We start from the raw sequence: 22,219 nt of genomic DNA on the forward strand, positions 1-22,219 counted from the left end.
GACAGGGACCTTGTGTCCGTGTCGCCGCGCCACCGCCGTCGTCGGCTAGTGTGCCGCGCCGGAAATCCGTCGCATGAAAATCGGTCATCCGCGCCCGGCTGGCAAGGCGCCGGAACACCCTCATACCGGGTCGTCTGTGGGTGTTTCGGCAACGCAGCCAGGCGGGATGCGGGGGCCGATTTTCACGGCGGATTTCCGGCGCGGCACACTAGTGCCGTGTCTTCAGTTCTGGCGTCGTTCCACCGCGGCGCAAGCTCACAGCCCGCCGACCGGCAGGCCGCTGAGCTGCGGCAGGCCGCCGAGCGGGAGCCCGGAACCGGCCTGGGTGATGTTGTTGAGGATGCCCATCACCTGCTGCTGGAGCTGGCCCAGCGAACCCTGCACCGTGCTGAGCTGGGACTGCACCTCCGGCCACACCGTGCCGGCGAAGGTGGAGGCCGCCGGGCCGGCCCACACGTTCGGGTCGGTCAGCGCGGTGCCGTGCGCCACGATCTGGTTGATGAGGTCGTTGAACGACCCGAGGGCGCCGTTGAGCTGCCCGATGCGCACGTGTGCCTCGGCGGTGACCTTGACGGTTCCGTCGGTCATGGTGGTGCTCCGTATCCTCGTCGGTTCCGCGGGCCTGCCGTGTGCCGCCCGCCGCGTCCTGGGGTTGCCGGGAGGCGAATCGCGCTCGATCGTCCTCACCGGCCGTAAGCAGAACGCTAGGCCGGGCCGCCTCTTCGGTCGTCTAACGATCGGTTGATTTCGTCACTACCGCGATCGTTGTAGGCCGACCCGCCGCGTCGGCCTCCCGCGACAGTCTTCCCCGCGCCGCCGGGCGCCGTGACCAGCGCCAGTTGCACACCGTCGAGCGCGCCGTCGGACACCAGATAGCCCCGGCCAGGCACGGGCGCCATCCGGTGCTGGCGCGGGAGCGCGACCCCGAGCAGGTCGCCGTCGAGTTCGTGGTCCGGGACGAGCAGCACCCCGCACCGGCCGTCACGCACCCGCTGCGTCCACATGCCGTACTGGCGGCGCACCCCGTCGTTGCGGCCTGCCGCGATCACGTGCCTGCCCGCGCCGGCTTTCGCGATCCAGCGGTCGATCACCCCGAGGGTGTCCGGGACCGTCTCCGCGTCGTCAACCAGAAGCAGAGTCCTGCCGGTGAAGGGATCGAGGGTGCGTTCGAGCTCGGCGTAATCGCAGCACACGACGACCGGGGCGGTCAGGTCGCGCAGCGGGGAGCGCCGGGGGGCGAACGCGACCACGGTCGGCGGGTCGACTGCACCGAGCACCGTCGCGGCGATGGCGAGCAGGGCGCTGCTGCGCCCTGAGCGCGGCGGGCCGGCGATCAGCGCGTGTTCGTGCTCGTACAACCTCAGCGCGGCCGGCGCCAGATTGCTGTCCGTGAAGCCGACCGGGATGCACCACGGTTCCGGGCCGGTCGTCGCCACCGCGCCCGAGCCGCGCAGCTGATCGGCCGTGATCAGCTCCGGCAGCAGCACGACGGGGTACGCGGTGCGCTGCGCACCCGGCCGCAGTTGCGCGATCTCGGCGACCGCCGACGTCAACTCCGGGCCCGGATGGCCGACCTGCACGACCTGACGCGTCGCGACGACCAGGGCGCGGCCCGGCACGTAACCGGGCACCGCGTTGCGCGGAATGTCGAAGCTGCTGTATTCGCTCGCGTCGGCCAAGCGCAGCAGCAGCTTCTGCCGGCTCAACGCCACCCAGGCGCTGGGAATCGCGCCGGCCCGGTCCCCGGTGGCGATGATGTGCAGTCCGACCGCCGGGCCGTCCGCGAAGATCCGCTCGAGCTCGTCGAGGACGCCCAGTCCGGCGAAATCCTTTTCGAGTTCTGATCTCAGGGAACCGACATTGTCGATCAGCACCAGCCATCGGGCGGGCGCGGCCGCGGTCACGCCCTGTGCCCCCGGCCGCGGTGCCCCCGGATCCCCCGCCATCGCCGAACCCTGCGTCGCCGGACCCTGCGTCGCCGGACCCTGCACCGCCGGACCCCCCGCCATCGCGCCGCGCACGACGCCGCCCGCCTTGCGCAGGTCCAGTTCCCGCCGCAGCAACCGGATCAGCCGGATCTGCCGGGCGCGCTCCGCCGCCCCGACGTAGGCCCCGGTGTGCGCCAGCCCCTGCAACGGCGCGAGGTCGCCGGAGCCCATGTCGAGCACGTACAAATGCAGGCGGTCCGGCGGTAGCGCCGCCGCCTCGGCCAGGGCGAGCGCGGCCAGCGTGGTCGACGCGCCCGCGCCGACCGCCCCGTAAATCAGCATGTTGCCGGCGGCGGGGTCCCAGCCGACCGGATACTGCGCCTGGCGGTCCGGGTCGTCGGCCAGCGCGAACGCCGGCAGGCCGGTCGCCTCGGTCTGCAGTGCGCGCGCCGCGGGGCCGAGGCGCGGATCACTGAGCGCGCGCAGCGGCACCGCGGAGGGCAGCGGGTCGGGCCAGGGTCTGCGCGGCGGGACGATCCCGGCCGCGGCGCCCGCCTTCCTGGCGGCCTCGACCAGGCGGGTCAGGTCGCTGGGCAGGTCCTCGGTCGCCGCCGACCCGGCCGCCACCGGCGCACCGGCCGCGCGAGCCGGCGGCCCGGAGCCGCTGGCCGGCGGGGCGAGCCCCGCGCGCTCCCCGGAGGTCAACCTGAAGGGCAGCAGGCTCACTGCGCCCGCGGCGGCCGCCGACGGGGTCACGCCGGTCGACAGCGCGGTCTGCACGGGAAGCACCTCGCTGGCGCTCACCCGGTAGAACCCGCGGCCCCACTGCCTGCTGCCGATCGAGGCGGCGGCCGGTGAGTCGATCACGTCCTGCGAGTCCGCGGCGCTCTCCAGGCGCAGCGCCAGCCGTAGCTTGACGTTGTTCTTGATCGCGTCGCTCACCGAGCCGGAAGGGCGCTGGGTCGCCATGATCAGGTGCATGCCGAGGCTGCGCCCGCGCTGTGCGACGCTGACGAGGGCATCGACGAACTGCGGCAGAGCCCTGACGAGTGTGGCGAACTCGTCGATCACCACCACCAGCCGCGGCATCGGCTCAAGATCGGGGCGCCTGGTGTCGCGCAGCCGCTGATAGTCGCGGACATGGCTCGTCCCGGCGCGGCGCAGCGCGTGCTCCCGGTAGCGCAGCTCGGCCTCCAGGCAACGCAGGGCGCGCTCGCCGAGTTGTTCGTCGAGGTCTGTCACCAGTCCGACGACGTGCGGCAGCCGCGCGCACTCGTCCAGCGCTCCGCCGCCCTTGTAGTCCACCAGCGCGAAGGTGAGGTGCTCCGGGTCGGCGCCCACCGCCATGCTCGCTATCAGGGTCCGCAGAAGTTCGCTCTTGCCGGACCCGGTGGTGCCCGCGATCAGCGCGTGCGGGCCGTCGTCGTCGAGATCGACCTGGAACACGTCGCGCTCGGTGACGCCGAGCACCGCCCGCACGCGCAGCGTCCGCGCCGCGGACCGCCAGCGTCCCGCCACCGCGGCGTCCAGGGGCCCGGACAGCTCCAGCAGCGGCAGCAGGCCGACCCGGTCCGGCAGCCCGGCCCCCTCGGCCCGCGTCTCCGGGTCCTCGAACCTGGCCAGGGCGCGGGCAAGGGCGCGGGCGCGGCGCCGGGCCAGGCCCGCGACCAGGATGTCGTCGACGCGTTCGCCGGTGGCGACCCGCCGCAGCCGTCCCGAGCCGTCGGCGGTCACCGACAGCACCTCGGTGCACAGCGCCGGCAGGCGCCCGGCCAGCACGATCCCGGCGACCTGCCCGGCCCGGCCGCCGAGCAGGTCCCGCAGCGCGCACGGGCGGCCCTCAAGCAGGGTCGCGCCGTCGACGACGGCGAGCAGCACCGGCGTCCCGGCAGTGTTCTGATCCGCCTCCCGGCCGGTGCCTGCCGCGCCGAACTCGGACAGCAGGCTGCGCGCCAGTGCCTCACAACGTTCCGCCCCCACGGCGACCAACCGCGAGGACCCGGACCTCGAGTCGGCACCGTGCGGCAGCCACTTGGTCCAGTCCCAGTCCGCGACCCGGTCCTCGTCCACGAACACCGCGACCGCCACGTCCGCCGGACCGCTGGCGGTGACCGCCTGGCACAGCAGCGAGCGCGCGGCGGCCAGCGCCGCGGCGCGGTCCCCCTCCAGTCCGAGCACACCACCGCCGCGCAGGTCGACGGCCACCGGGACCTGTGGCAACTCCTGCGCGGCGGCCAGCGCGGCGGCGAGGGTGTCGTCGATCTCGTGTTCACCGCGGCGGCCGCGCTCCACCGGAGGCGTCCAGCGCTGGTCGGCCAGGCCGGCCGAGACGTGCAGGAAGTCCGCGGCCCCGCGCCGCCGTTCCCACAACCGCAGCCCGGGAGCCGATGCCCGGTGGCACAGTTCCGCCGGATCGGGGAACTGCGCGTGCAGCCGGGCGATCTGCTGTGCGCGCCGCGCCGCGAGCTGCTCGCGCGCGCCGGCCAGGCGTGCCGCGTACTCGCGCTTTCCGCGGCGCAGGCTCAACCTGCCCTTCGCGCGGTCCTCGATCATGGTTCCGAGCATGATCAGGGGGCTGAAAAGCGCGATCAGCGCGTAGGCGGGGTCCTTGAGCACCAGGACCATGGCCCCCGCGAGCACGAGCGGGGTTATCAGAGCCGATATCCGCAGCGGCTGCCCTTCGGTGCGGCGCGGCGGCTCGGGCAGCCGGATCGGTGGCGAAGCGGCCGGGCCGGCGACCCGCGGAGGCCGGTTGAACGGCAGCGTCCCTGCCGGCCCGGCCTCCCGTGCCGGATCGATGTGCTGTACCGGTTCGAGCGCGTCTGCGGGCAGCACTCGGAACGGTACCCGTCCGGCCGCGCACACCACGTCGTGCGGACCGATCCGGGCGGGGGCGGTCAGCCGTGTGCCGTTCACGTCCGTACCGTTGCTCGACCCCAGATCCGTGACCGTCACCCCGCCGCGCTCGTCCACGTCTATCTCGCAGTGCAGGCGGGAGACGTCCCGGCAGGCCACGCGGATGTCCGCTTCTTCGCCGCGGCCGAGCCGGAAGCGCCCGGGCGCGAGAGCCGCGGACAATCCGGCGTCCAGGCCGCCGATGATCCGCAGGACCGCGCCCGGATCGATCACCGCGGTCCTCGACGACACAGTCCTCGTCGACTCAGCGTTCGCCGATGCCGTGTCCGCCGACTCAGTGTTCACCGATGCCGCGCGCTCCACGTCCCCCCAGGACCCGGGGCCCGGGCCGCTCCCCCGGCCGGCGCGCGACACCAGCTCGACCTGCGCCCCCATCACGAGGCCCGAGCCGGTCAACGGGGTCCCGGGCAGCGTCTCCCGGCCGTCGACGAAAAGCCGGCCGCCGGGGGCGCCGAGCGCCGCCGCGAGATCACCGACCACCGCGTCCGGGCGGCCGAGCCGCACCTCCAGTTCCCGCTCGACACCGGCGTCCCGATGGACGAACCTCATCGCCAGCCACCCACGCTCTGTTGTGCACGTTCGTTGTCTTGCACGTCACCGCCCGCGCGCGCCGCCCGGCGTGCGCGGGTCAAGCGTTTCAGCCGGACTCGGTGCGCCGCGTTCCCCGCAGGTTCACAGTCCGAGCGGGCCGTACAACGCACGCGGTAGGCCCGGATACCGCAAAGGTTTACCCACGGGCGCGATGAAGCCCTCTGTGATTGAAGACGGGCGGTGCGCGCGATCATTAGGTTGGGCCGATGCTCCGCTCATACGGCGCGGCGAAAGCCGTCGCCTCGAAAGCAGTGACCGCGATACCCGGGGACGTCCTCGATCTCGCCATCGCCGTGGCCGTCACGTTTGTCGCCCTGACGAGCGCGGCGATCTCGTATCCTCCCTCCGGCCCGCGGCGTTTCGACGTGCTCGCGGTGGCTGTCACCACAGCGATCGGCGCGGCTCTGGTGCTGCGGCGCCGGTTCCCGCTGAGCGTGATGGCCGTGTGCGCCGCGCTCGTGGCGGCCTACGAGGCGCGCGGGTACTGGCTGAGCCTGAATCAGACTGCGCTGCAACTCGCGTTCTTCACGGTGGCCTCCCGCGGTGCCCGGCGCTGGGCCGTGGCGGCCGCCGCGACGACTTTTCCGCTTCTGATGTACAGCAACGCCCACGAGTGGACCGGCCCGCTGTTCGACATCTGTCTCGGGACCGCGGCGCGCGTGCTGATCATCGGTATCGTCGCGGACGGAGCCAGGAGGCTGAGGGAGAGTTCGAACGGGAAAGGGCAGGCGCTGACGGCCGAACACAACGGGCAACTGCAACGCCTGCAACGCGACCGGGAACAGCGTGCGGTTCTGCTCGAACGCATTCGCATCGCCCGCGAGCTGCACGATGTCACGGCGCACCATCTCTCGGTCATCGCCGTCCAGGCCGGCCTGGCGCGGTACGTGCTCGGCACGGACATGGAGACCGCGGATCACGCGCTGCGCACCATCAGCGAGGTCGGAAGCGAAGGGCTCGCCGAACTTCGCCGGCTGATCAGCCTGCTGCGTCCCGACGAGGACGAGGCGGCCGGGGCCGGCGCGGACGACCGGCCCGCGCCGGGGATCGCGCAACTGCCGGTCCTGATCGAGCGAGTCGGACTGTCCGGTACGCCGTCGCGCTACACGGTCGCGGGCCGACAGCGCCCGCTGCCCGCGGGCATCGAGTTGTGCGTCTACCGGGTGGTCCAGGAATCGCTTACCAATGTTCTGAAACACGCGCCGGGCTCGTCCGTGGACGTCAGGCTTGAATACGAGCCGGAACGCATCCGGGTCGCGATAGTCGACTCCGGGCCGCACAGCGTTGCGCTCCAGCGATCCCGTACGCCGCGCTCGGTGGTAGCGCAGTCCACGGACCACAGCGGTGCCGGTGTCGGCCTGACCGGCATGCGGGAGCGCGCGGCGCTCTACGGGGGCGAACTGTCCGCCGGACGCAATCCGGACGGCGGATTCGAGGTCACCCTCACGCTGCCGCTCGACTCGGCGGCCGCGCACGAGATCGATGCGCACCCCCCGCAGGAGACGCCTGTCGGCGTGGAACGGATCTCACACCGCTAGTGTCCCGCGCCGGAAATCCGTCGCATGAAAATCGGTCATCCGCGCCCGGCTGGCAAGGCGCCGAATCTCCCTCATATCGGATATCTGTGGGTGATTCGGTAACGTAGCCAGGCGGGATGCGGGGGCCGATCTTCACGGCGGATTTCGGGCGCGGGACACTAGTGTCCCGCGCCGGAACACGGCGACTTCGTCACGCGGCGCGGCGCGCCAGCAGCACCTCGTGCAGAGCCGCGAGGTCACGCAGGTCGGGCAGCACCACGTGGGCGCCGGCCGCGGCGAGAGCGTCGGCATCGCTCGCTCCCGTCGCCACGCCGACTGCGACGGCGCCTGCTTCCAGTGCTCCGCGGACGTCGTGCGGCGTATCCCCGATGACCACCGCGTGTTCCGCCTTGAACGCGTGCCCGTACTTGGCTCCCGACCGCTCGACGGCCAGCCGTACCAGCACCGCCCGATCGCTGCCGTCATCGCCGTAGCCACCGACCTCGAAGTCCACGAGAGCCTCCAGGCCGAACGCTTCGAGCTTGGCTGCGGCGATGCTGGGCAGGTTGCCGGTCACCAAGGACTGCACCGCGCCGCCGGCCCGGAAAGCGGCCATGGCGGTCCGGGCGCCGGGCAGGACGCGGCCACGCTCCCGGAAGCGGGCTTCGAGCGATCGCGCCGCATCGACGAGCGCCGCGTAGAAGACCTCGAACGCCACGGCGGATTCGACACTGTTGAGCGCGAGCGTTTCACGGATGATGGCCTGTTCCGTCCGGCCCGCCATGTCGGCCATGTGCACCAGCGGCTGGCCGGTGACCCGTTCGAACGCCAACGCGTAGAGCTCACGGCCCACACCCGTGATGGCCACCAGCGTGTGGTCGATGTCCCAGAGTACGAGAAGCGGCGCTTCAGGCATGCGACGATCTTCGCACGCGCGAGGGATCACGCGAAACGCCGAGTCTCGTAGGTGCCGCTCGCGCCACAGCGCCGGGCCGTTCGGCAGGTTCGAGTCCGGCCGTCGGGTGCCATGGTGGACTGCGGACATAAGGCCATCAGCGAGGAAGGCAGTCGCAATGACGTACCGGATCAGTTCCCTGAGCGCCATCGAAATCCTGGACTCCCGTTCGCGGCCCACGCTCGCGGTCACCCTCGCCGTGGACGGAGCGACGCAGGTGACGGCGGGGGTTCCCTCGGGCGCGTCGACCGGAACCCGCGAGGCGGTCGAGCTGCGTGACGGCGACAAGGCGCGCTACGGCGGGCTCGGCGTCACCCGCGCTGTCGGCAACGTCAACGGCGAGATCGCCGCGGCGGTGCGCGGCCGCGAGTTCGCCGGCCTCGGGGAACTGGACCGGGCGCTGATCGAGCTGGACGGCACCGAGACCAAGTCCCGGCTCGGCGCGAACGCGATCGTCGGGGTGTCCATGGCCGCCGCCCGCGCCCTGGCCCAGTCGGCCGGGGTGCCGCTGTGGCGCTACCTCACGCCCGAGGGCGTGGCGCCGCGGCTGCCGGTGCCGCACTTCAACGTGGTCAACGGCGGCGCGCACGCGGCGAACAACCTCGACTTCCAGGAGTTCATGATCGCCCCGCTCGGCGCGCCCACCCTCACTGAGGCGGTGCGCGCGGGCGCCGAGATCTACGCGAAGCTGCGCGGACTGCTGGCCGGAGCAGGGCACAGTGTCGGCCTCGGCGACGAGGGCGGCTTCGCCCCGCAGATCGACACCCCCGAGGACGTGCTCACCCTGCTGGTGCACGCCATCGAGGACGCCGGTTACCGCGCCGGGCGCGACGGCGTCGCGATCGCGTTGGACCCGGCGGCCAGCGAGTTCCACCGCGCCGGGTTCTACCAGGTCGCGGGCGAGAAGCTGAGCAGCGACGAGATGATCGAGCGCTACGCGCTGATCACCGACCGGTTCCCGGTCTACAGCATCGAGGACGGCCTGGCCGAGGACGACTGGGACGGCTGGACGCGGCTGAACGCGCGGCTCGGCGAGCGGGTGCAACTGGTCGGCGACGACATCCTGGTCACCAACCCGGCGATCACGACCGAGGCGATCGCGAAGAACGTCGCCAACTCGGCGCTGATCAAGGTCAACCAGATCGGCACGGTCACCGAGACCCTTGAGACGATCCGCATCTGCCGCGAGGCGGGCTGGACGCAGATGATCTCGCACCGCTCCGGTGAGACCCCGGACGACTTCATCGCGGACCTGGCGGTCGGCACCGGCTGCGGGCAGCTCAAGACCGGCGCGCCGGCCCGCGGCGAGCGCGTCGCCAAGTACAACCGGCTGATCACCATCGAGGCCGCGAACGAGAACCTGCCCTACGGCCTCGGGTAGGCGACCCGCAGCGGGCGCACCACAGATGCGAGCGTGGGGGTTGGGCCCGGAAGTGACCCGGTCGGCCGGCGATGCGGCTCGATGCCGTCGACGCCGCGGGCACGCCGGCCGACCGGGTCGAACCGGCACCGGCCGCCGCGACGCGCGCCGCCGGCCGCGCCGCCGGCCGCGCTGTCTGCCGTCTGCCGTCTGCCGTCTGCCGTCTGCCACGGTCGGACGCTGAAGTCGAATACTGAAGTCGAACGCTGAGGCCGAGCGCTCTCGTGTGCGTCAGCCGACGCCGGGTGGATCGGCGTCTCGCAGGGCCCGGCGCAACTGGGCCAGGTCGGGAGCCGTGTCCGTCCCGTGTTCGGTCCGGTAGAGGCGGCAGGCCAGCGCGGGCACGGCCCCGGGGGGCGCGAACGGGTCGCGCCCGTCGATGAGGATCGTCGGGGAACCACCGAATCCGGCCGCCTGCGCCTCGGCCTGCGTGGCGATGACCCGGGTGGTGAAGGTCGCGTCGGACAGGCCGACCTCGTCCAGCGCCAGACGCAATCGCCCGGCCGCTTTGCCGCCGTTCGGGCAGTCAGGCACGAGCAGCAGTTCGATCCTCATACCACAACTGTCCCCCACAAGCCGGCTACCGGCGCTGCCCCGTTCCCCACGGGCAGAACCGTGATGACCGCCGCTGAAGGCTCATCGCCGAAACGGCTTGAGCGTGTCGCGCACCTGCTGCGCCGCGCCCCAGTCGTGGTCGAACTGGGCGATGACGGCCAGGTGCTGACGCAGCTGGATCAGCGGCATCCGGGATCGCCAGTCGTCGTCCAGGCCGGTCAGCTCCGCGTACGCACCGAAGAACCGCTTCGCCTCCGGCGGATGCGGGGAGCACCACAGGTGGGCCAGGTCGACCTCGGCCCACGTGTAGGAGACCGCCGGGTCGATCAACGCGGGCAGCCCCTCCTCGGTGGCGAGGATGTTGTTCGCCCACAGGTCACCGTGGGTCAGGCAGGGCGGCCGGGGCGGCAACACCTCGGGCAGCCGCTCACACAGCCGTTCCAGGGCCCGCCGGTCGCGCTCATCCAGCGCCGCCCGGACACGCCGCTGCGGCAACCAGCGCAGCAGGCGGCGCCGGGCGAAGAACTCGTGTCCGTCGGCGGTCCACGCGTTCTCCTGCCGGCAGCGGCCGAGCCAGTTGTCGCGCTCCCAGCCGAACCTGTCGTGCACGGTCGTGGTGTGCAGCCGTGCGAGCGCGTGGGCGAACCGTTCCCAGAAGTCCTCCCGCGCCGGACGCGCCCGCAGGACCGACAAGACCAGCACGTCCCGCGTCGCCAGCACGACCCGGGGCGTGGCAAGCTCGCCGCGTTCCCGCAGAACCTCCAGTCCTTCGGCCTCGGCGGCGAACAGGTCGCCCGCGGGCACGTCCACGAACGACTTGACGAACAGCGGCGGCCCGCTGCGCCTGGTCGCCAGGCCGGCGAGCGCCGCCAGCCCGCCCTCGACCGGCTCCACTGCCGTGACATCGCTCAGTCCCGCGGCGTGCACGCGGTCCAGCAACAAGGAGGTGGGTGGCACGAGAAAGCACGCTATCGCAGCGCTGCCGCGCGCCCGGCCCCAGCCCCGGACGGCCTTTCGCCGCAGCGGCTGTCAGAGACTTCGATGGCTGAGAACCGAGGAGCCGGCGATCAGCCAGCGGCCCTGCTGGAGGACCAGGCCGAACCGGGTGCGCTCCTCGATGACCGTGCCGTCCTTGTAGTAGTAGTCGATCGTCGCTTCCACGCTCGACGGAGCTTGCGCCGTGACCGCCGAGACGCTGACTCGCTGGATCTGGGACCAGAAGCTGTCGTAACCGTCGCGGCCGCCGGCGTGGTTGGTCTGGTAGTCGGCGGTCATCCAGGTCCAGCCCTGATTCAGGTTGCCGGGCATCAGCCGGTAGTAGTCGACGATGGTCGAGACGAGCTGCGCTTCGAGCGGCTGCGATCCGGCGGGCGATGGTGCGGGCGTGCGGGAGGCCGGCGGCGTCGATCCCTGCGATGCGTGCGACGGGCTCTCGGTCGGCCTCGTCGCGGATGCGGACGGCCGGCGGGAAGCGGCGGGGGTGGTGCCGGAAGCCTTCACTCCTGACCCGCTTGCGCCGCCGCCGAACTGCCGGGCGAGAAGGACCGCCCCGACGGCTGACAGCACCGCCACGATCAACGCCGCGGCAAGCACGCGCCGCGCCCTGCGCGAAGGGCGCGTACCGCTGTCGCCGGGCTCCGGCTGCCCTACGAGTCCGGGCGTATGATCGTCTGCCGGTTCCGCGACGGGCTGTTCCACGGGCTTCGTAGGTTCCAGCGACTGCGCGGGCAGGACCGCGTCCGGCTCCGTCTCCACCTGCTCAAGCGCCCGCTGAACCTGGGGCATCGTCGGGCGCAGCGCGGGATCCCGCTCAAGCATCCACATCAGGACCGGCTCCAACGGGCCGGCTCGGCGCGCGGGGATGATTTCCTCGTGCACGATGCGATAAAGCAGCGCGACCGCGTTGTCGTCGGTGCCGAAAGGCGGCTGGCCTTCGACCGCGGCGTACAGGGTCGCGCCCAACGAGTAGACGTCGCTGCGAGCATCGGACGGTTGCCCTTGGGCCACCTCGGGAGCGATGTAGCCGAGGGTTCCCAGCAGCACGCCGCTGGCGGTGACCGTGGTGTCGCCGACGGCCCGCGATATGCCGAAGTCGGTGAGCTTGACGGCGCCGTCCCCGAGCAGGACGTTGCCGGGCTTGACGTCGCGGTGCACGATCCCGGCCTCGTGCGCGGCCGTGAGCGCGGCGGCGAGCTGAGCGCCGACGCGCGCGGCCTCCCGCGGCGCCAGCAGTTCCTCGGCGGCCAGCATCTGAGAGAGGCTGCGCGCCGCCATGAACTCCATGACGAGAAACGGGCGGTTGTCGTGATCGACGACGTCGTAGATGCCGATCACGTTCGGATGGTGCAGCCGCGCCGCGATCCTCGCCTCGCGCATCGCCCGGCGCGCACCGTCATCGCTCTGCATCGCGCTGACGGCGGAGCGAAGCGGCAGCTCCTTGAGTGCCACGGTCCGGCCCAGTAACTCGTCGCGCGCCTGCCAGACCACGCCCATGCCGCCCTTACCGATCTGAGCGATGAGCCGATAGCGTCCCGCGATCAGATCGGCAGTCTCAGTCACGACCGGTCCAAGAGTGTGCTCCGGATATTTAGGCCTCTTCCATCGAATAATCGGCTACCCGAGGCGCCATTGCGGAAACCGTCGCCGGACCGCCCCGTGAGGCACGCTTCGGACCGGCGACCGGCCACACACGATACGGCTTCCCGCCGAGTGAATCAATTTGTTGCAATCCGCGATGGCCGACGGCCTGACGGCGCGGCAGGCCGGGCCGTCGGCTGAACTCGGGCCGCCGCGGCGGCGATCAGAGCAGACCGGCCGCGCGGCCGGCCGCCACCGGCACCTGATCCTCTGTCGCGGGGCTGCGCACGGCCGCGTACAGCAGCCGCGGATCCGGGAGAGGTCCGGCGGCATGGCGCACGTGCGGCATGACCCGACGCCCCGACACCTTCGCCAGCGTGATGCGCACCAGGCCGTCGGTCGCGCCGCAGACCCAGGGCGCCGGGCCGTCCAGGAGGGCCCGCTGCTGCGAGAGCGGATCGGTCACCAGCGTGGCGCGCCCGAGAACGCACACCGACCAGGCCCACTGGGTGGCGAGGTCCATATGGTCGACCTCGAACGCGACCACGGCGCCGCGCGAAGCCTGGGCGATCGACCACAACGACCCGGTCCACACCCACACCTCGTTATCGCGCAGCGTGTAGTTGACCGGGGCGACGGCCGGCAAACCCGCGCGGGTGTACACCAGGCGCCCCACTTCCTGGGTTTCCAGCAGCCTCATCGCTTCCCCGCGACTGAGTATCTCTAGACCATTGCTGTCAATCTCCATACGCTCAACGGTCCGACTCCTGTGCGCGCCGCGGCAGGGACACTCGTCCCGACTCGACCGGACCGAGGTCACTGCGGCGGTGCCGGTGCGGCGACCGCCAGCGCTCCTTCCGCCGACGCAAGGTGTACACGCACCTACTTTTCGTGACAAGCACCGAGCTTGGCGCACACGCATCCCACAGCCGCGGCGCTCACAAGCCGCCACCGACGAACAGCGGATCATGCCGGGCCGACGTGCCCTTGGGCGGCAGGCAGCGGCTCGCATAGCGTGAATGCATGATCACGTACCCGTCGATCGACGCCGAGGCGGCGCGGCGGTTCGCGTGCCGCGTCCTGCTTCCGTTGCCGCAGCGATGGATACACACGCAGGCCGTGGCAGCGCAGGCCGCGGCCGTGGCGCGCGCGGTCGCCCCGCAGGATCGGGCACTGCTGCTGGCCGCCGCGTGGCTGCACGACATCGGCTATGCGCCGGCCGCCGCGCTCACCGGTTTCCATCCGCTCGACGGTGCGCGCCTTGCCGCCCGGTACAGCTGGCCACCACGCCTGACCGGGCTGATCGCCCACCACTCCGGGGCGCTGTTCGTGGCGCGGGTCTCCGGCTGGGACGAGCAATTGGCCGCCTTCCCCGACGAGGCGTCCCCGGTCACCGACGCCCTCGTCTACGCGGACCAGACCACCGCGCCGGACGGGCGAATGCTGCCCGCCGACGTGCGCATCGCCCAGGCACTGGCCCGCCACGGCCCCGGCTCGCCGCAACACGGCGCGGCCGCACACCGCACCCCCTACCTACTGGCCGCCGTCGGGCGCGTGCAAGCCCGCCTCTAGCAGCGGCCCACGGACCCTCCGTGACGTCGGCGGGTTCGACGCGGGGTCGGCGCGGGGTCGGCGCGGGGTCGGCGCTCGGCTCTCCCGCGCGGTGCCCGCCACCTGCATGGCCGAAGCCGCGTTGCAGGGCTTGTGTCCCCGTGTTGCGCTGATGACACTGCTTCGCGACTCGCCCGCCGCGTCGCCGGAGGTGGTGGTCATGAGAAGCGGAATCCACTCGTCGGGGCGGCGGTTCGCGGGCCTCGGACCGGTCACTGCGGCCGCGGGCTTCTTCGCACGTACAGAGATCACGTACTCGGGCTCGGGCTCGGGCTCGGACACGGGTTGCGACAGCGAGCCTGGGGCGATGTGCACCTGCGACTCCGAGTCGCCCAGTCTGGCGAACGCGGCGGTGCAGGTCGCGCGAACAGCGGCCCCGCCGCCGCCATCGTCACCGCCCGGCGGTACCCGGGAACCCACGATCGCCGAGCGCTGAGATGACAGAGAACGCGGTGCGCTGCCGCAACGGCCATCCGATATCGGCCGGCCGGGCCGGGGCGGCGTTCTGCGCGATCTGTGGCGCGCCGATGCTCACCACGTGCCCGAACGGCCACCGGGTCCGGGCCGCTCGGCACTGCGGTGTGTGCGGGAGTCCGATGCCGGCCGCCGGGATACAGCAGGTGGAGTCAGATACGGTTCCCTTCGCGCTGGAGCAGGCTCCCGACCATGGCGCCACCGGCAACGCCACCAGTCCCTGGGATGTCGGCGCCTGGGATATCGGCGCCCGGGATGGCGGCCCCTCGGACATCGGTGGCTCCCCGAGCAGTCCGCAGGATCCGTCCGCTACGCAGTACATCGAGTCCCCCTCGCGCCTCCCCCGGCGCCGCTCCGCCTTCGTCGCCCTCGGTGTACTGCTCGCTGCCCTCATCGGCGCCGCCGTGTACTTCGGCCTCACCGGCTTCGGCCGCAGCAACCCGGTGAATGCGGCGTCGTCGGTGACGCCGCCCGCTGCCACCGCCGCGCCACCGGTGGACACCACGACAGCGCAGCAGCCGTCTACGAACACTGATACGGGGGCGGCGTCTTCGGCCCCGAGCACCGCACTGTCGGCCGGCGTCCCACAAGCCCCGGTCACCACCGCGACGCCCACGGCGTCAAGCCCCGAAACAGTCGTCCAGGCGTATTACGACGCCATCAACGCCGGCGACTATCCGCTCGCCTGGTCCCTGGGCGGCAAGAACCTCGGACACGGCTCCTACGCGTCGTTCGTACAGGGGTTCGCCACCACCAGTTCGGACGCGGTGACCATCGTCTCGACCAGCGGCGACATCGTCACGATCCAGCTCGACGCGACTCAGACGGACGGCACACACCGCCATTTCGCCGGCACATACACCGTGCGCAACGGCACGATCGTCGCCTCGCAGATCCAAGCCCAGCCATGAACTGCTCGCCGCCGCCCGTCAGCCGACCCGCGCCGCCCGTCAGCCGACCCGCGCCGCCCGGTGAGCGGCGAGCCCCGAACAAGACCCGAGGAGCGTGACCGATCATGCCGGAGACCTTGTTCTGCCCGCGTTGTCACGCGGCAGCTACCACGGAGGATGCCTTCTGCACGACGTGCGGGGCGAAGATCGATCCATACGGGCCGGCGCAGCAACCGGCCTTCCCTCAAGCCGTCCCGGTGGCCGCGGGCCCCGGTGCGCAGTCCGTCCGCAGCGAACCGACCGCCGCCGCGGCCGGCGGGAACTCGGGCGGCCGGGCCTACCCATCATCGCCTTACGGCCTGCCGCCGAATCAGTCCCATGATCATTCCTGGAACACCGCCGAGGCCGGCACCACATCCAGACCTGGACTCCTCGCCGGTCTGTTCGATTTCCGTTTCCTGGCGTTCGTCACGCCGAGGATCATCACCATCCTCTACGTACTCGTACTGATCGGCTTGGTGCTGACCTGGCTCTTCTTCGTCGTCAGCGGATTCGACGTCAACTCCGGGCTGGGCGGCCTCGCGCTGGTCCTCGGCCCGCTGGTCGTCCTGTTCTGGCTCGCAGTCTGGCGGGTGACGCTCGAACTCATGCTGGTTCTCTTCCGGATCAGCGAGGATCTGCACGCCATGAGGGAGCAGCAACGCGCCGCGCGGTGAGCACACCGGATCCGGTCCGCACCGGTCAGGACTCTCGCGGCGGGAATCCGGACGTCCGTCCCTGGACGGCGCCGGGAATCCGGCGTTGTGTTGTAGCTGGAACCAGATCGCGCCCGGCCCGGCTCATGGGTAGGCGCCGGGCCGGCGTCCGCAGACAACCTCCACTCCAAAGGAGGCGGTCACCATGACCACCCCGACCAGCCAACCCAGGATCGAGCAGCACCCGGACCTGCTCGAAATGCGCGCCCGCTTCGAGCGCGCCACCACCACCCCGACCGTGCAGGGCGCCGAGGCGCTCGGCATCCTCACCGGCCTGTACCTGGCCGCGTCCCCGTGGATCGCAGGCTTCAACGGCCTCTCCACCCTGGCGGTCAACAACCTGATCACCGGCATCGGCTTCGCGCTGCTGATGGCCGGCTTCGGCTCGGCCTACCAGCGCACCCACGCCATGGCCTGGGCCGCGACCGTCATCGGGCTGTGGACGGTCATCAGCCCGTGGGCCGTCGCCGGAAGCGTGCACACCACCCGCACCATCACCAGCAACTGCATCACGGGAGGCGTGGCCACGCTGCTCGGCCTGGTCGTCGTCGGCACGGCCATGAAAGGCCGCAGCCGCATGCGCGCGGCCGACCGCACCAGGAGGCACCCGGCCGGCTGACCACAGCCGATACATACGGCGACGCCCGTCTCAATGTACCGCGACAGCGGAAGACCGAGACGGGCGTCGCTCTGGAATCCGTCATCCCGGCGATCACACCCGGGCGGCGACTGCGCAACTACCCGCGCAGCTGATGATCAACGGACGCGGTCACCAGTTCGACGGCTCGCCGGGCCGCCGCCGGCACCGCGGACGCGACCAGCGCACTGAGACCGGGGCCGTAGCCGAAGTCGCGCCCGACGACGGCGAGCACGACCAGCACCCGGGGCAGGCGGTCCAGCGCCCGGGCCAGCTGGACGGTACTGCCCAGGCTGACACTGTGGGAGCTGGCCGTCGCGGCGGTCAGCCCGGCCGCCTCCTCGCAGCGCAGTTCGTGGCAGTAGCCCGGCGGATCCGTGGGCGAGAGCACCGCATCGATCACGACGGCCACGTCCGCGCCCGTCCACAAGTCGATCAGGCCGGTGGGCTCGCCGTCGGTGACCGCCAAGGTGACCTCGGCGCCGACGGTGCCCTCCTCGCGCAGCAACTGCACCACGGCCGGGCCGAACCCGTCGTCGTGCCGCAGGTCGTTGCCGATCCCGATGACGACGCACCGCCTGGGCGCGCCGGGCGGCACGGAGCCGGCGCTCATGACCGGTCCACGGTCAGGTCCAGGAAGTGCGTGGCGCAGGAGATGCAGGGATCGTAGTTACGGATCGCCTGCTCGCAGTCGTGGGTGAGCTGATGGTCGGACAGGTGGAGGCGGTCCGCGACGAAGCGGCGCAGGTCCTCCTCGATGCTGGCCTGGTTCTGCGAGGTCGGCGGCACGATGCGGGCGGAGGTGATCAGGCCGTCGGCGTCCAGCGCGTAGCGGTGAAAGAGCGTCCCGCGCGGAGCCTCGGTGGCGCCGTACCCGGTCGCCGCGCGCGGCTGCACATCCACGTAGGGCACGGCGGGGGGCTCGTATTCGTCGATCAGGCGAAGCGCTTCCTCCACCGCGTACACCACCTCCACCGCGCGTACCAGGATGCTGCGGTAGGGGTTGTCGCAGCGTTCACCCAGCCCGATGTCGTCGGCGACCTGCCGGGCCAGCGGCGAGAGCCAGGCCCGGTTCAGCGTGTAGCGGGCCGCCGGGCCGGTCAGGTAGCGGCCCCGGCCGGCCAGGTGCGCGTGCAGGGCGGTGGAGTGCTCGATGTGTTCCTCGATGACGTGTTCCTCGAACGCCGTGACCGGAAAGGCCAGGCCGCCCGTGGTCACCACGCTGCCGCGCTCGATGGCGTAGCGGCCGGGTTCGCTCAGGGCCAGCATCTCGTGGTCGTGGTGGAAGTCGGGGAACTCGAATCCCGCCACCCACCGGGCGGTGTCCAGCGCCTGGTCCAGCGCGACGCGCAGCTTGGCCGCCAGGGCGGTCATCTGCTGCCGGGACGGCGCCCGGTAGAAACCGCCGATGCGCACGTTGATCGGGTGGATGGCCCGGCCGCCGACCACCTCCATGATCTCGTTGCCGACCTTCTTCAACGCCAGCCCGCGCTCCACCACGTCACGGTGGTCCTTGGCCATGTCGATCGCGCTGGGATAGCCGAGGAAGTCCGGCGCGTGCAGCAGATAGATGTGCAGCACGTGGCTTTCGATCCACTCTCCGCAGTACAGCAGCCGGCGCAGGTCGGCGACGGCGCCGTCGACCTGCACGCCGCAGGCGTCCTCGATCGCCGCGCAGGCGCTCATCTGGTACGCCACCGGGCAGATGCCGCAGATACGGGCCGTGATGTCGGGCGGCTCGGTGTAGCGGCGGCCGCGCAGGAACGCCTCGAAGAAACGCGGGGGCTCGTAGATCTCCAGGCGGACCTGCTCGACGGCGCCTGCGCGGACCCGCACGTGCATCGCGCCCTCGCCCTCCACACGGGCGAGGGCGCGAACGTCGAGCGTGCGATCGGGGCGGTGGGTCATGACGCCTTCCCTCTGGTGGCTACCCGGGACAGTTCGATGAAGGTCGGCGCGCTGACGTTGAACGTGCGCGCGGCCCGCTGGATGTCGTCATCCGACATGCCCGTGGCCCGCAACAGCCCCGCCTGCGCTTGCGGATTGGGGGTGTCCATCGGGCCGAAACAGCCGTAGCAGCCGCGGTTGTGCGCGGGGCACAGCGCTCCGCATCCGGCGTGCGTCACCGGGCCGAGGCACGCGGCGCCGTGCGCGACCACGACGCAGACGTTGCCGCGCTGTTTGCACTCGAAGCACACGCTGTGCGCCGGGATGTTGGGCTTGCGCCCGACCAGGAGCGCGGTGATGACCTCCAGCAGCTGACGCCGGTCGACCGGGCAGCCGCGCAGCTCGAAGTCCACGTCCACGTGCGCCGAGATCGGGGTGGAGGTGGCCAGGGTGGAGATGTACTCGGGATGGGCGTAGACCACCGAGCGGAACTCCTCGACGTCCGCGAAGTTGCGCAGCGCCTGCACCCCGCCCGAGGTCGCGCAGGCCCCGATCGTCACCAGCGTGCGCGAGTCCTCACGCACCCGGCGGATGCGTTCGGCGTCCTCGGCGGTGGTGATGGAGCCCTCGACCAGGGAGACGTCGTAGGGGCCCGGCAGCACCTCGCGGCTGGCCTCCAGGAAGTGCGCCACCCGGACCCGGCCGGCCAGGGCCAGCAGTTCGTCCTCGCAGTCCAGCAGGGTCAGTTGGCAGCCGTCGCAGGAGGCGAACTTCCACACGGCCAGTGTCGGCGCGTCCATCACAGCTCCCGTATCCGCATCAGCTCCGAGGCCCGGTCGTAGGTGACCACGGGCCCGTCCCGGCACAGCAGCAGCGGACCGAGCTGGCAGTGCCCGCACCAGCCCGCTCCACAGCGCATGGTGCGCTCCAGCGACACCTGGATCCGCTGCGTCGGCACCTCCAGCGCGATCAGGGCCTGCGCCGCGTACCTCATCATGATCTCCGGGCCGCAGATGAACGCAGTGGTCTGGTTCGCGCCCGGTGCGGCGGGTTCCAGCAGGGAGGTCACCACGCCGACGTTGCCCTGCCAGCCCTCGCCGGGCCGGTCGACGGTGACCGCCACCTCGACGCCGCGTTCCCGCCACGCCTCCAGCTCGTCCGGGTAGAGCAGGTCGGCCGGAGAGCGGGCCCCCACGAGCAGCACCAGACGGCCGTAGCGCGACCGGTCCTCGAGCGCGGCGAGCAGCACGGGCCGCAGCGGCGCCAGTCCGATGCCGCCGGCGATGATCAGAAGGTCGTGGCCGATGGCCGACGCCAGGTCCCAGCCGGTGCCGAACGGGCCGCGCACCCCGATCAGCTGGCCGGGTCGGACGGCACACAGCGAGCGGGTGACCGCCCCGACCGCGCGCACCGTGTGTTGCAGCCGCAGGGCGGCCGGGCCGCCGCCGTCGCCGCCGCTGCTGCCGAGTCCGCTCAACGAGATCGGCACCTCGCCGATGCCGAAGGCGGTCAGCATCGAGAACTGGCCAGGCGCGAACAGCGGCAGCGGGTCGGCCTGGGCCGCCAACTCCATGGTGACCGTGTCGTAGGTGTCTTCACGCCGGGATACGACCCGGTAGAACCGGGGAACCGCCGGGTCGGCGTGTTCGGCCTCGGCCGCTTCGGTAAGCGTGGTCACCGTGTCCCCTCGCTTTGCGGCGATTCGGCGCGGCGCGCGTCTGTGTCGGCCGCTTCGTCAGGCGAGGCGTAGAGGTCCAGCATCCGCAACCGAGTCGCCTGCAAACGCTCGATGATGACCGGGGTGAAGCAGCGCAGTATCGCGTAGCCGAACGCGGGGTCCGCCTCGCAGCGTCGCCGCACCGCCGCCGCGTCGAACGCGATGGCCTCGACGTCGTCGCGGGCCTGGGCGCCGAAGTGCCACCGGTGTGGCGGGTACAGCCACGACCAGCCCAGGACCGTGCCGGCGGACAGCGTCTCCACGGTCTGCTGCCCGCGGCCCGGCACCCATATGTCCAGCGCGACGCTGCCGGTTTCGATCAGCCAGAACCGTTCCGCGGCCGCGCCTTCGGCGAAGACGCGTTCGCCGGCGGCGAAGAGCACCGGCCAGGCGTCCTCGGCCAGCAGCTCACGCTGGGGCGGTGCGAGCGCGGCGAGGAAGGGGTGGGCCGCCACCCGCGTCTGCATCTGGGCTGTCATCGTTCGCTCCGATTCCGCTCAGTCTTCTTTGATGCCGACAGCCTCGGCGTCGGCTGTTTCGCCGCCGGCTGCATCGAGGACGGACGGGGGCCGCAGCGCGGCGAGTGCGGCGGCCTCCTGCGTGATGTCGATTCCGACGGGGCACCACACGATGCACCGGCCGCAGCCGACGCAGCCGGAGGAGCCGAACTGCTCGTGCCACGTGCCCAGCTTGTGGCTGATCCACTGCCGGTAGCGGCTCTGTCCGCTCACGCGCACCTCGCCGCCGTGCATGCCGGTGAAGTCCAGGGAGAAGCAGGAGTCCCACACGCTCCAGCGCTCGGCGTGGTCCCCGGTCAGGTCCGTGACATCCTCGGTGGCGGTGCAGAAGCAGGTGGGGCAGACCATCGTGCAGTTGCCGCAGGTCAGGCAGCGTGAGGCGACGTCGTCCCAGTGCGGGGACTCCCGGCTTTCCGTCATGAGGCGCGGCAGGTCCACCTCGGGCATCGCGCGGCCCATCTCGGTCGCCGCCCGCTTCACCGCCGCCTGTGCTTTGTGCACGGTCGCGTCGTCGGCGGGGCGCTGGGGCAGTTGCGCGAGCAGCCGGGCTCCGGCCTCGGTGCCGCTGCGCGCCACGAACCGGTGATCGTCGCCGTCGACCAGTTCGGTCAGCGCCAGATCGTAGCCGCTCTGTGCGTCCGGGCCGCACCCCATCGAGGCGCAGAAGCAGGTCGCGCCGGGCTCGGTGCACTCCACCGCGATCACGAACGCGCCGTCGCGCCGCCCGCTGTAGACGGCGTCGGCGTGCTGTCCGTGGGAGAGCACGCGGTCGAGGACGCCGATCGCGCGCACGTCACAGGGGCGCACCCCGAGCAGGGCGTACCGGGGTTGCTCGCCGGCCCCGGAGACGGTCACGGCGTCCGCGGTGCGGTCGGCCGACCACATCCTGGCCCGGGGCGGGTGCAGGAAGTTCTTCCACGACTGGGGTCCGGCCGAGTGCCCGAACGCGGCCGTGTCCGAGCGCCGACGAACCCGGTACTGGCCGGCCTCAGTCTCCACGCCCCACCCGTAGGGCAGTTCGGCGGCCGACTCCAGTTCGGAAAGAACGATGGCGCCGTCACGCACGGTCGGCCCGACCACGGTGTAGCCCCATGCCCGCAGGGCGGAGAAGAGCGCGGGCAACGCGTCCACGCCGATCACCACGGGCTCAGGCGCGCACACCGTCACGACGCCGGGGTTCGAGCCTTGCTGCATTAGCGGGTCCCCTTTCCGCAGTTCTGTCAGGTCACCAGCAGCACGTCGCCCCGATTGCCGCGACACGGCGCCACTTC

19 protein-coding genes are annotated in these 22,219 nt (G+C 71.8%); 6 read left to right on the top strand and 13 right to left on the bottom strand.

Going from position 1 to position 22,219, the window contains the following annotated elements; translation table 11 throughout:
- Positions 1-255: 255 nt before the first annotated feature.
- A complete protein-coding gene (locus KGA66_RS16255; RefSeq protein ID WP_211468972.1) occupies positions 256-588 on the bottom strand; it encodes a hypothetical protein in 333 nt (110 codons plus the stop codon).
- 116 nt (positions 589-704) lie between these two features.
- Positions 705-5,393 carry a type VII secretion EssC family protein gene (locus KGA66_RS16260; RefSeq protein ID WP_211468973.1) on the bottom strand — a complete coding sequence of 1,563 codons (4,689 nt, stop codon included), beginning with the start codon at positions 5,391-5,393 and terminating at the stop codon, positions 705-707.
- 248 nt (positions 5,394-5,641) lie between these two features.
- On the opposite strand from KGA66_RS16260, the gene KGA66_RS16265 reads away from it, so the two are divergent.
- The gene (locus KGA66_RS16265) at positions 5,642-6,973 is read left to right on the top strand and encodes a sensor histidine kinase (protein ID WP_211468974.1); all 1,332 of its coding nucleotides are present in this window, start codon (positions 5,642-5,644) and stop codon (positions 6,971-6,973) included.
- Between the two features lie 190 nt (positions 6,974-7,163).
- On the opposite strand, the gene KGA66_RS16270 is transcribed toward KGA66_RS16265, so the two are convergent.
- Positions 7,164-7,868 carry an HAD family hydrolase gene (locus KGA66_RS16270; RefSeq protein WP_211468975.1) on the bottom strand — a complete coding sequence of 235 codons (705 nt, stop codon included), beginning with the start codon at positions 7,866-7,868 and terminating at the stop codon, positions 7,164-7,166.
- Between the two features lie 157 nt (positions 7,869-8,025).
- On the opposite strand from KGA66_RS16270, the gene eno reads away from it, so the two are divergent.
- Entirely contained in the window at positions 8,026-9,288 is a 1,263-nt protein-coding gene (gene eno / locus KGA66_RS16275; RefSeq protein ID WP_211468976.1) for a phosphopyruvate hydratase, read from the top strand.
- A 270-nt stretch (positions 9,289-9,558) separates the two neighbouring features.
- On the opposite strand, the gene KGA66_RS16280 is transcribed toward eno, so the two are convergent.
- From KGA66_RS16280 to KGA66_RS16295, 4 genes are all read right to left on the bottom strand, one after another.
- Positions 9,559-9,882: a thioredoxin domain-containing protein gene (locus KGA66_RS16280; protein ID WP_211468977.1), complete on the bottom strand. Its 324-nt coding sequence runs from the start codon at positions 9,880-9,882 to the stop codon at positions 9,559-9,561.
- Positions 9,883-9,963: 81 nt separating this feature from the next.
- Entirely contained in the window at positions 9,964-10,839 is an 876-nt protein-coding gene (locus tag KGA66_RS16285; protein ID WP_211468978.1) for a fructosamine kinase family protein, read from the bottom strand.
- 72 nt (positions 10,840-10,911) lie between these two features.
- Positions 10,912-12,441, bottom strand: a complete 1,530-nt coding sequence (locus KGA66_RS16290; RefSeq protein WP_211468979.1) for a serine/threonine-protein kinase — start codon at positions 12,439-12,441, stop codon at positions 10,912-10,914.
- 241 nt (positions 12,442-12,682) lie between these two features.
- Positions 12,683-13,159 carry a pyridoxamine 5'-phosphate oxidase family protein gene (locus tag KGA66_RS16295; protein WP_211468980.1) on the bottom strand — a complete coding sequence of 159 codons (477 nt, stop codon included), beginning with the start codon at positions 13,157-13,159 and terminating at the stop codon, positions 12,683-12,685.
- A 323-nt stretch (positions 13,160-13,482) separates the two neighbouring features.
- Here KGA66_RS16295 and KGA66_RS16300 point away from each other — a divergent pair, with 323 nt between their 5' ends.
- The 4 genes from KGA66_RS16300 (at position 13,483) to KGA66_RS16315 (ending at position 16,808) form a co-directional block, all read left to right on the top strand.
- Positions 13,483-14,031: an HDIG domain-containing metalloprotein gene (locus tag KGA66_RS16300; protein ID WP_211468981.1), complete on the top strand. Its 549-nt coding sequence runs from the start codon at positions 13,483-13,485 to the stop codon at positions 14,029-14,031.
- A gap of 659 nt (positions 14,032-14,690) precedes the next feature.
- Positions 14,691-15,455, top strand: coding sequence for a nuclear transport factor 2 family protein (locus KGA66_RS16305; protein WP_211468982.1), 765 nt, complete (start codon positions 14,691-14,693; stop codon positions 15,453-15,455).
- Between the two features lie 104 nt (positions 15,456-15,559).
- On the top strand, positions 15,560-16,150 hold the full coding sequence (locus KGA66_RS16310) for a DUF4282 domain-containing protein (protein ID WP_211468983.1): 591 nt from the start codon (positions 15,560-15,562) through the stop codon (positions 16,148-16,150).
- 184 nt (positions 16,151-16,334) lie between these two features.
- Positions 16,335-16,808 carry an SPW repeat protein gene (locus KGA66_RS16315; protein ID WP_211468984.1) on the top strand — a complete coding sequence of 158 codons (474 nt, stop codon included), beginning with the start codon at positions 16,335-16,337 and terminating at the stop codon, positions 16,806-16,808.
- A gap of 118 nt (positions 16,809-16,926) precedes the next feature.
- Here KGA66_RS16315 and KGA66_RS16320 read toward each other — a convergent pair whose 3' ends face one another.
- The 6 genes from KGA66_RS16320 to KGA66_RS16345 are packed head-to-tail and all read right to left on the bottom strand — an operon-like array spanning position 16,927 to position 22,142.
- A complete protein-coding gene (locus KGA66_RS16320) occupies positions 16,927-17,439 on the bottom strand; it encodes a hydrogenase maturation protease (RefSeq protein ID WP_211468985.1) in 513 nt (170 codons plus the stop codon).
- A complete protein-coding gene (locus KGA66_RS16325; RefSeq protein WP_211468986.1) occupies positions 17,436-18,734 on the bottom strand; it encodes a Ni/Fe hydrogenase subunit alpha in 1,299 nt (432 codons plus the stop codon). The genes KGA66_RS16320 and KGA66_RS16325 overlap by 4 nt, the downstream gene beginning before the upstream one ends.
- Positions 18,731-19,513: an NADH-quinone oxidoreductase subunit B family protein gene (locus KGA66_RS16330; protein ID WP_211468987.1), complete on the bottom strand. Its 783-nt coding sequence runs from the start codon at positions 19,511-19,513 to the stop codon at positions 18,731-18,733. The genes KGA66_RS16325 and KGA66_RS16330 overlap by 4 nt, the downstream gene beginning before the upstream one ends.
- Positions 19,513-20,391 (bottom strand): FAD/NAD(P)-binding protein, encoded by an 879-nt coding sequence (locus tag KGA66_RS16335; RefSeq protein WP_211468988.1) that lies wholly within the window; start codon positions 20,389-20,391, stop codon positions 19,513-19,515. The genes KGA66_RS16330 and KGA66_RS16335 overlap by 1 nt, the downstream gene beginning before the upstream one ends.
- Entirely contained in the window at positions 20,388-20,909 is a 522-nt protein-coding gene (locus tag KGA66_RS16340; RefSeq protein ID WP_211468989.1) for a cyclic nucleotide-binding domain-containing protein, read from the bottom strand. Before KGA66_RS16340 ends, KGA66_RS16335 begins: the two co-directional genes overlap by 4 nt.
- 18 nt (positions 20,910-20,927) lie before the next feature.
- Positions 20,928-22,142 carry a 4Fe-4S dicluster domain-containing protein gene (locus tag KGA66_RS16345; RefSeq protein ID WP_211468990.1) on the bottom strand — a complete coding sequence of 405 codons (1,215 nt, stop codon included), beginning with the start codon at positions 22,140-22,142 and terminating at the stop codon, positions 20,928-20,930.
- Between the last annotated feature and the right edge of the window lie 77 nt (positions 22,143-22,219).

This window comes from Actinocrinis puniceicyclus (assembly GCF_018283645.1).
Classification (GTDB): Bacteria; Actinomycetota; Actinomycetes; order Streptomycetales; family Catenulisporaceae; genus Actinocrinis; species Actinocrinis puniceicyclus.

Excerpts from the sequence above, each read along its gene's own strand:
- KGA66_RS16255 (WP_211468972.1), bottom strand. The coding sequence starts at position 588 with ATGACCGACGGAACCGTCAAGGTCACCGCCGAGGCACACGTGCGCATC.
- KGA66_RS16260 (WP_211468973.1), bottom strand. The coding sequence starts at position 5,393 with ATGAGGTTCGTCCATCGGGACGCCGGTGTCGAGCGGGAACTGGAGGTG.
- KGA66_RS16325 (WP_211468986.1), bottom strand. The coding sequence starts at position 18,734 with ATGACCCACCGCCCCGATCGCACGCTCGACGTTCGCGCCCTCGCCCGT.
- KGA66_RS16310 (WP_211468983.1), top strand. The coding sequence starts at position 15,560 with ATGCCGGAGACCTTGTTCTGCCCGCGTTGTCACGCGGCAGCTACCACG.
- KGA66_RS16320 (WP_211468985.1), bottom strand. The coding sequence starts at position 17,439 with ATGAGCGCCGGCTCCGTGCCGCCCGGCGCGCCCAGGCGGTGCGTCGTC.
- KGA66_RS16270 (WP_211468975.1), bottom strand. The coding sequence starts at position 7,868 with ATGCCTGAAGCGCCGCTTCTCGTACTCTGGGACATCGACCACACGCTG.
- KGA66_RS16315 (WP_211468984.1), top strand. The coding sequence starts at position 16,335 with ATGACCACCCCGACCAGCCAACCCAGGATCGAGCAGCACCCGGACCTG.
- KGA66_RS16300 (WP_211468981.1), top strand. The coding sequence starts at position 13,483 with ATGATCACGTACCCGTCGATCGACGCCGAGGCGGCGCGGCGGTTCGCG.
- KGA66_RS16280 (WP_211468977.1), bottom strand. The coding sequence starts at position 9,882 with ATGAGGATCGAACTGCTGCTCGTGCCTGACTGCCCGAACGGCGGCAAA.
- eno (WP_211468976.1), top strand. The coding sequence starts at position 8,026 with ATGACGTACCGGATCAGTTCCCTGAGCGCCATCGAAATCCTGGACTCC.
- KGA66_RS16330 (WP_211468987.1), bottom strand. The coding sequence starts at position 19,513 with ATGGACGCGCCGACACTGGCCGTGTGGAAGTTCGCCTCCTGCGACGGC.
- KGA66_RS16345 (WP_211468990.1), bottom strand. The coding sequence starts at position 22,142 with ATGCAGCAAGGCTCGAACCCCGGCGTCGTGACGGTGTGCGCGCCTGAG.
- KGA66_RS16340 (WP_211468989.1), bottom strand. The coding sequence starts at position 20,909 with ATGACAGCCCAGATGCAGACGCGGGTGGCGGCCCACCCCTTCCTCGCC.
- KGA66_RS16295 (WP_211468980.1), bottom strand. The coding sequence starts at position 13,159 with ATGAGGCTGCTGGAAACCCAGGAAGTGGGGCGCCTGGTGTACACCCGC.
- KGA66_RS16265 (WP_211468974.1), top strand. The coding sequence starts at position 5,642 with ATGCTCCGCTCATACGGCGCGGCGAAAGCCGTCGCCTCGAAAGCAGTG.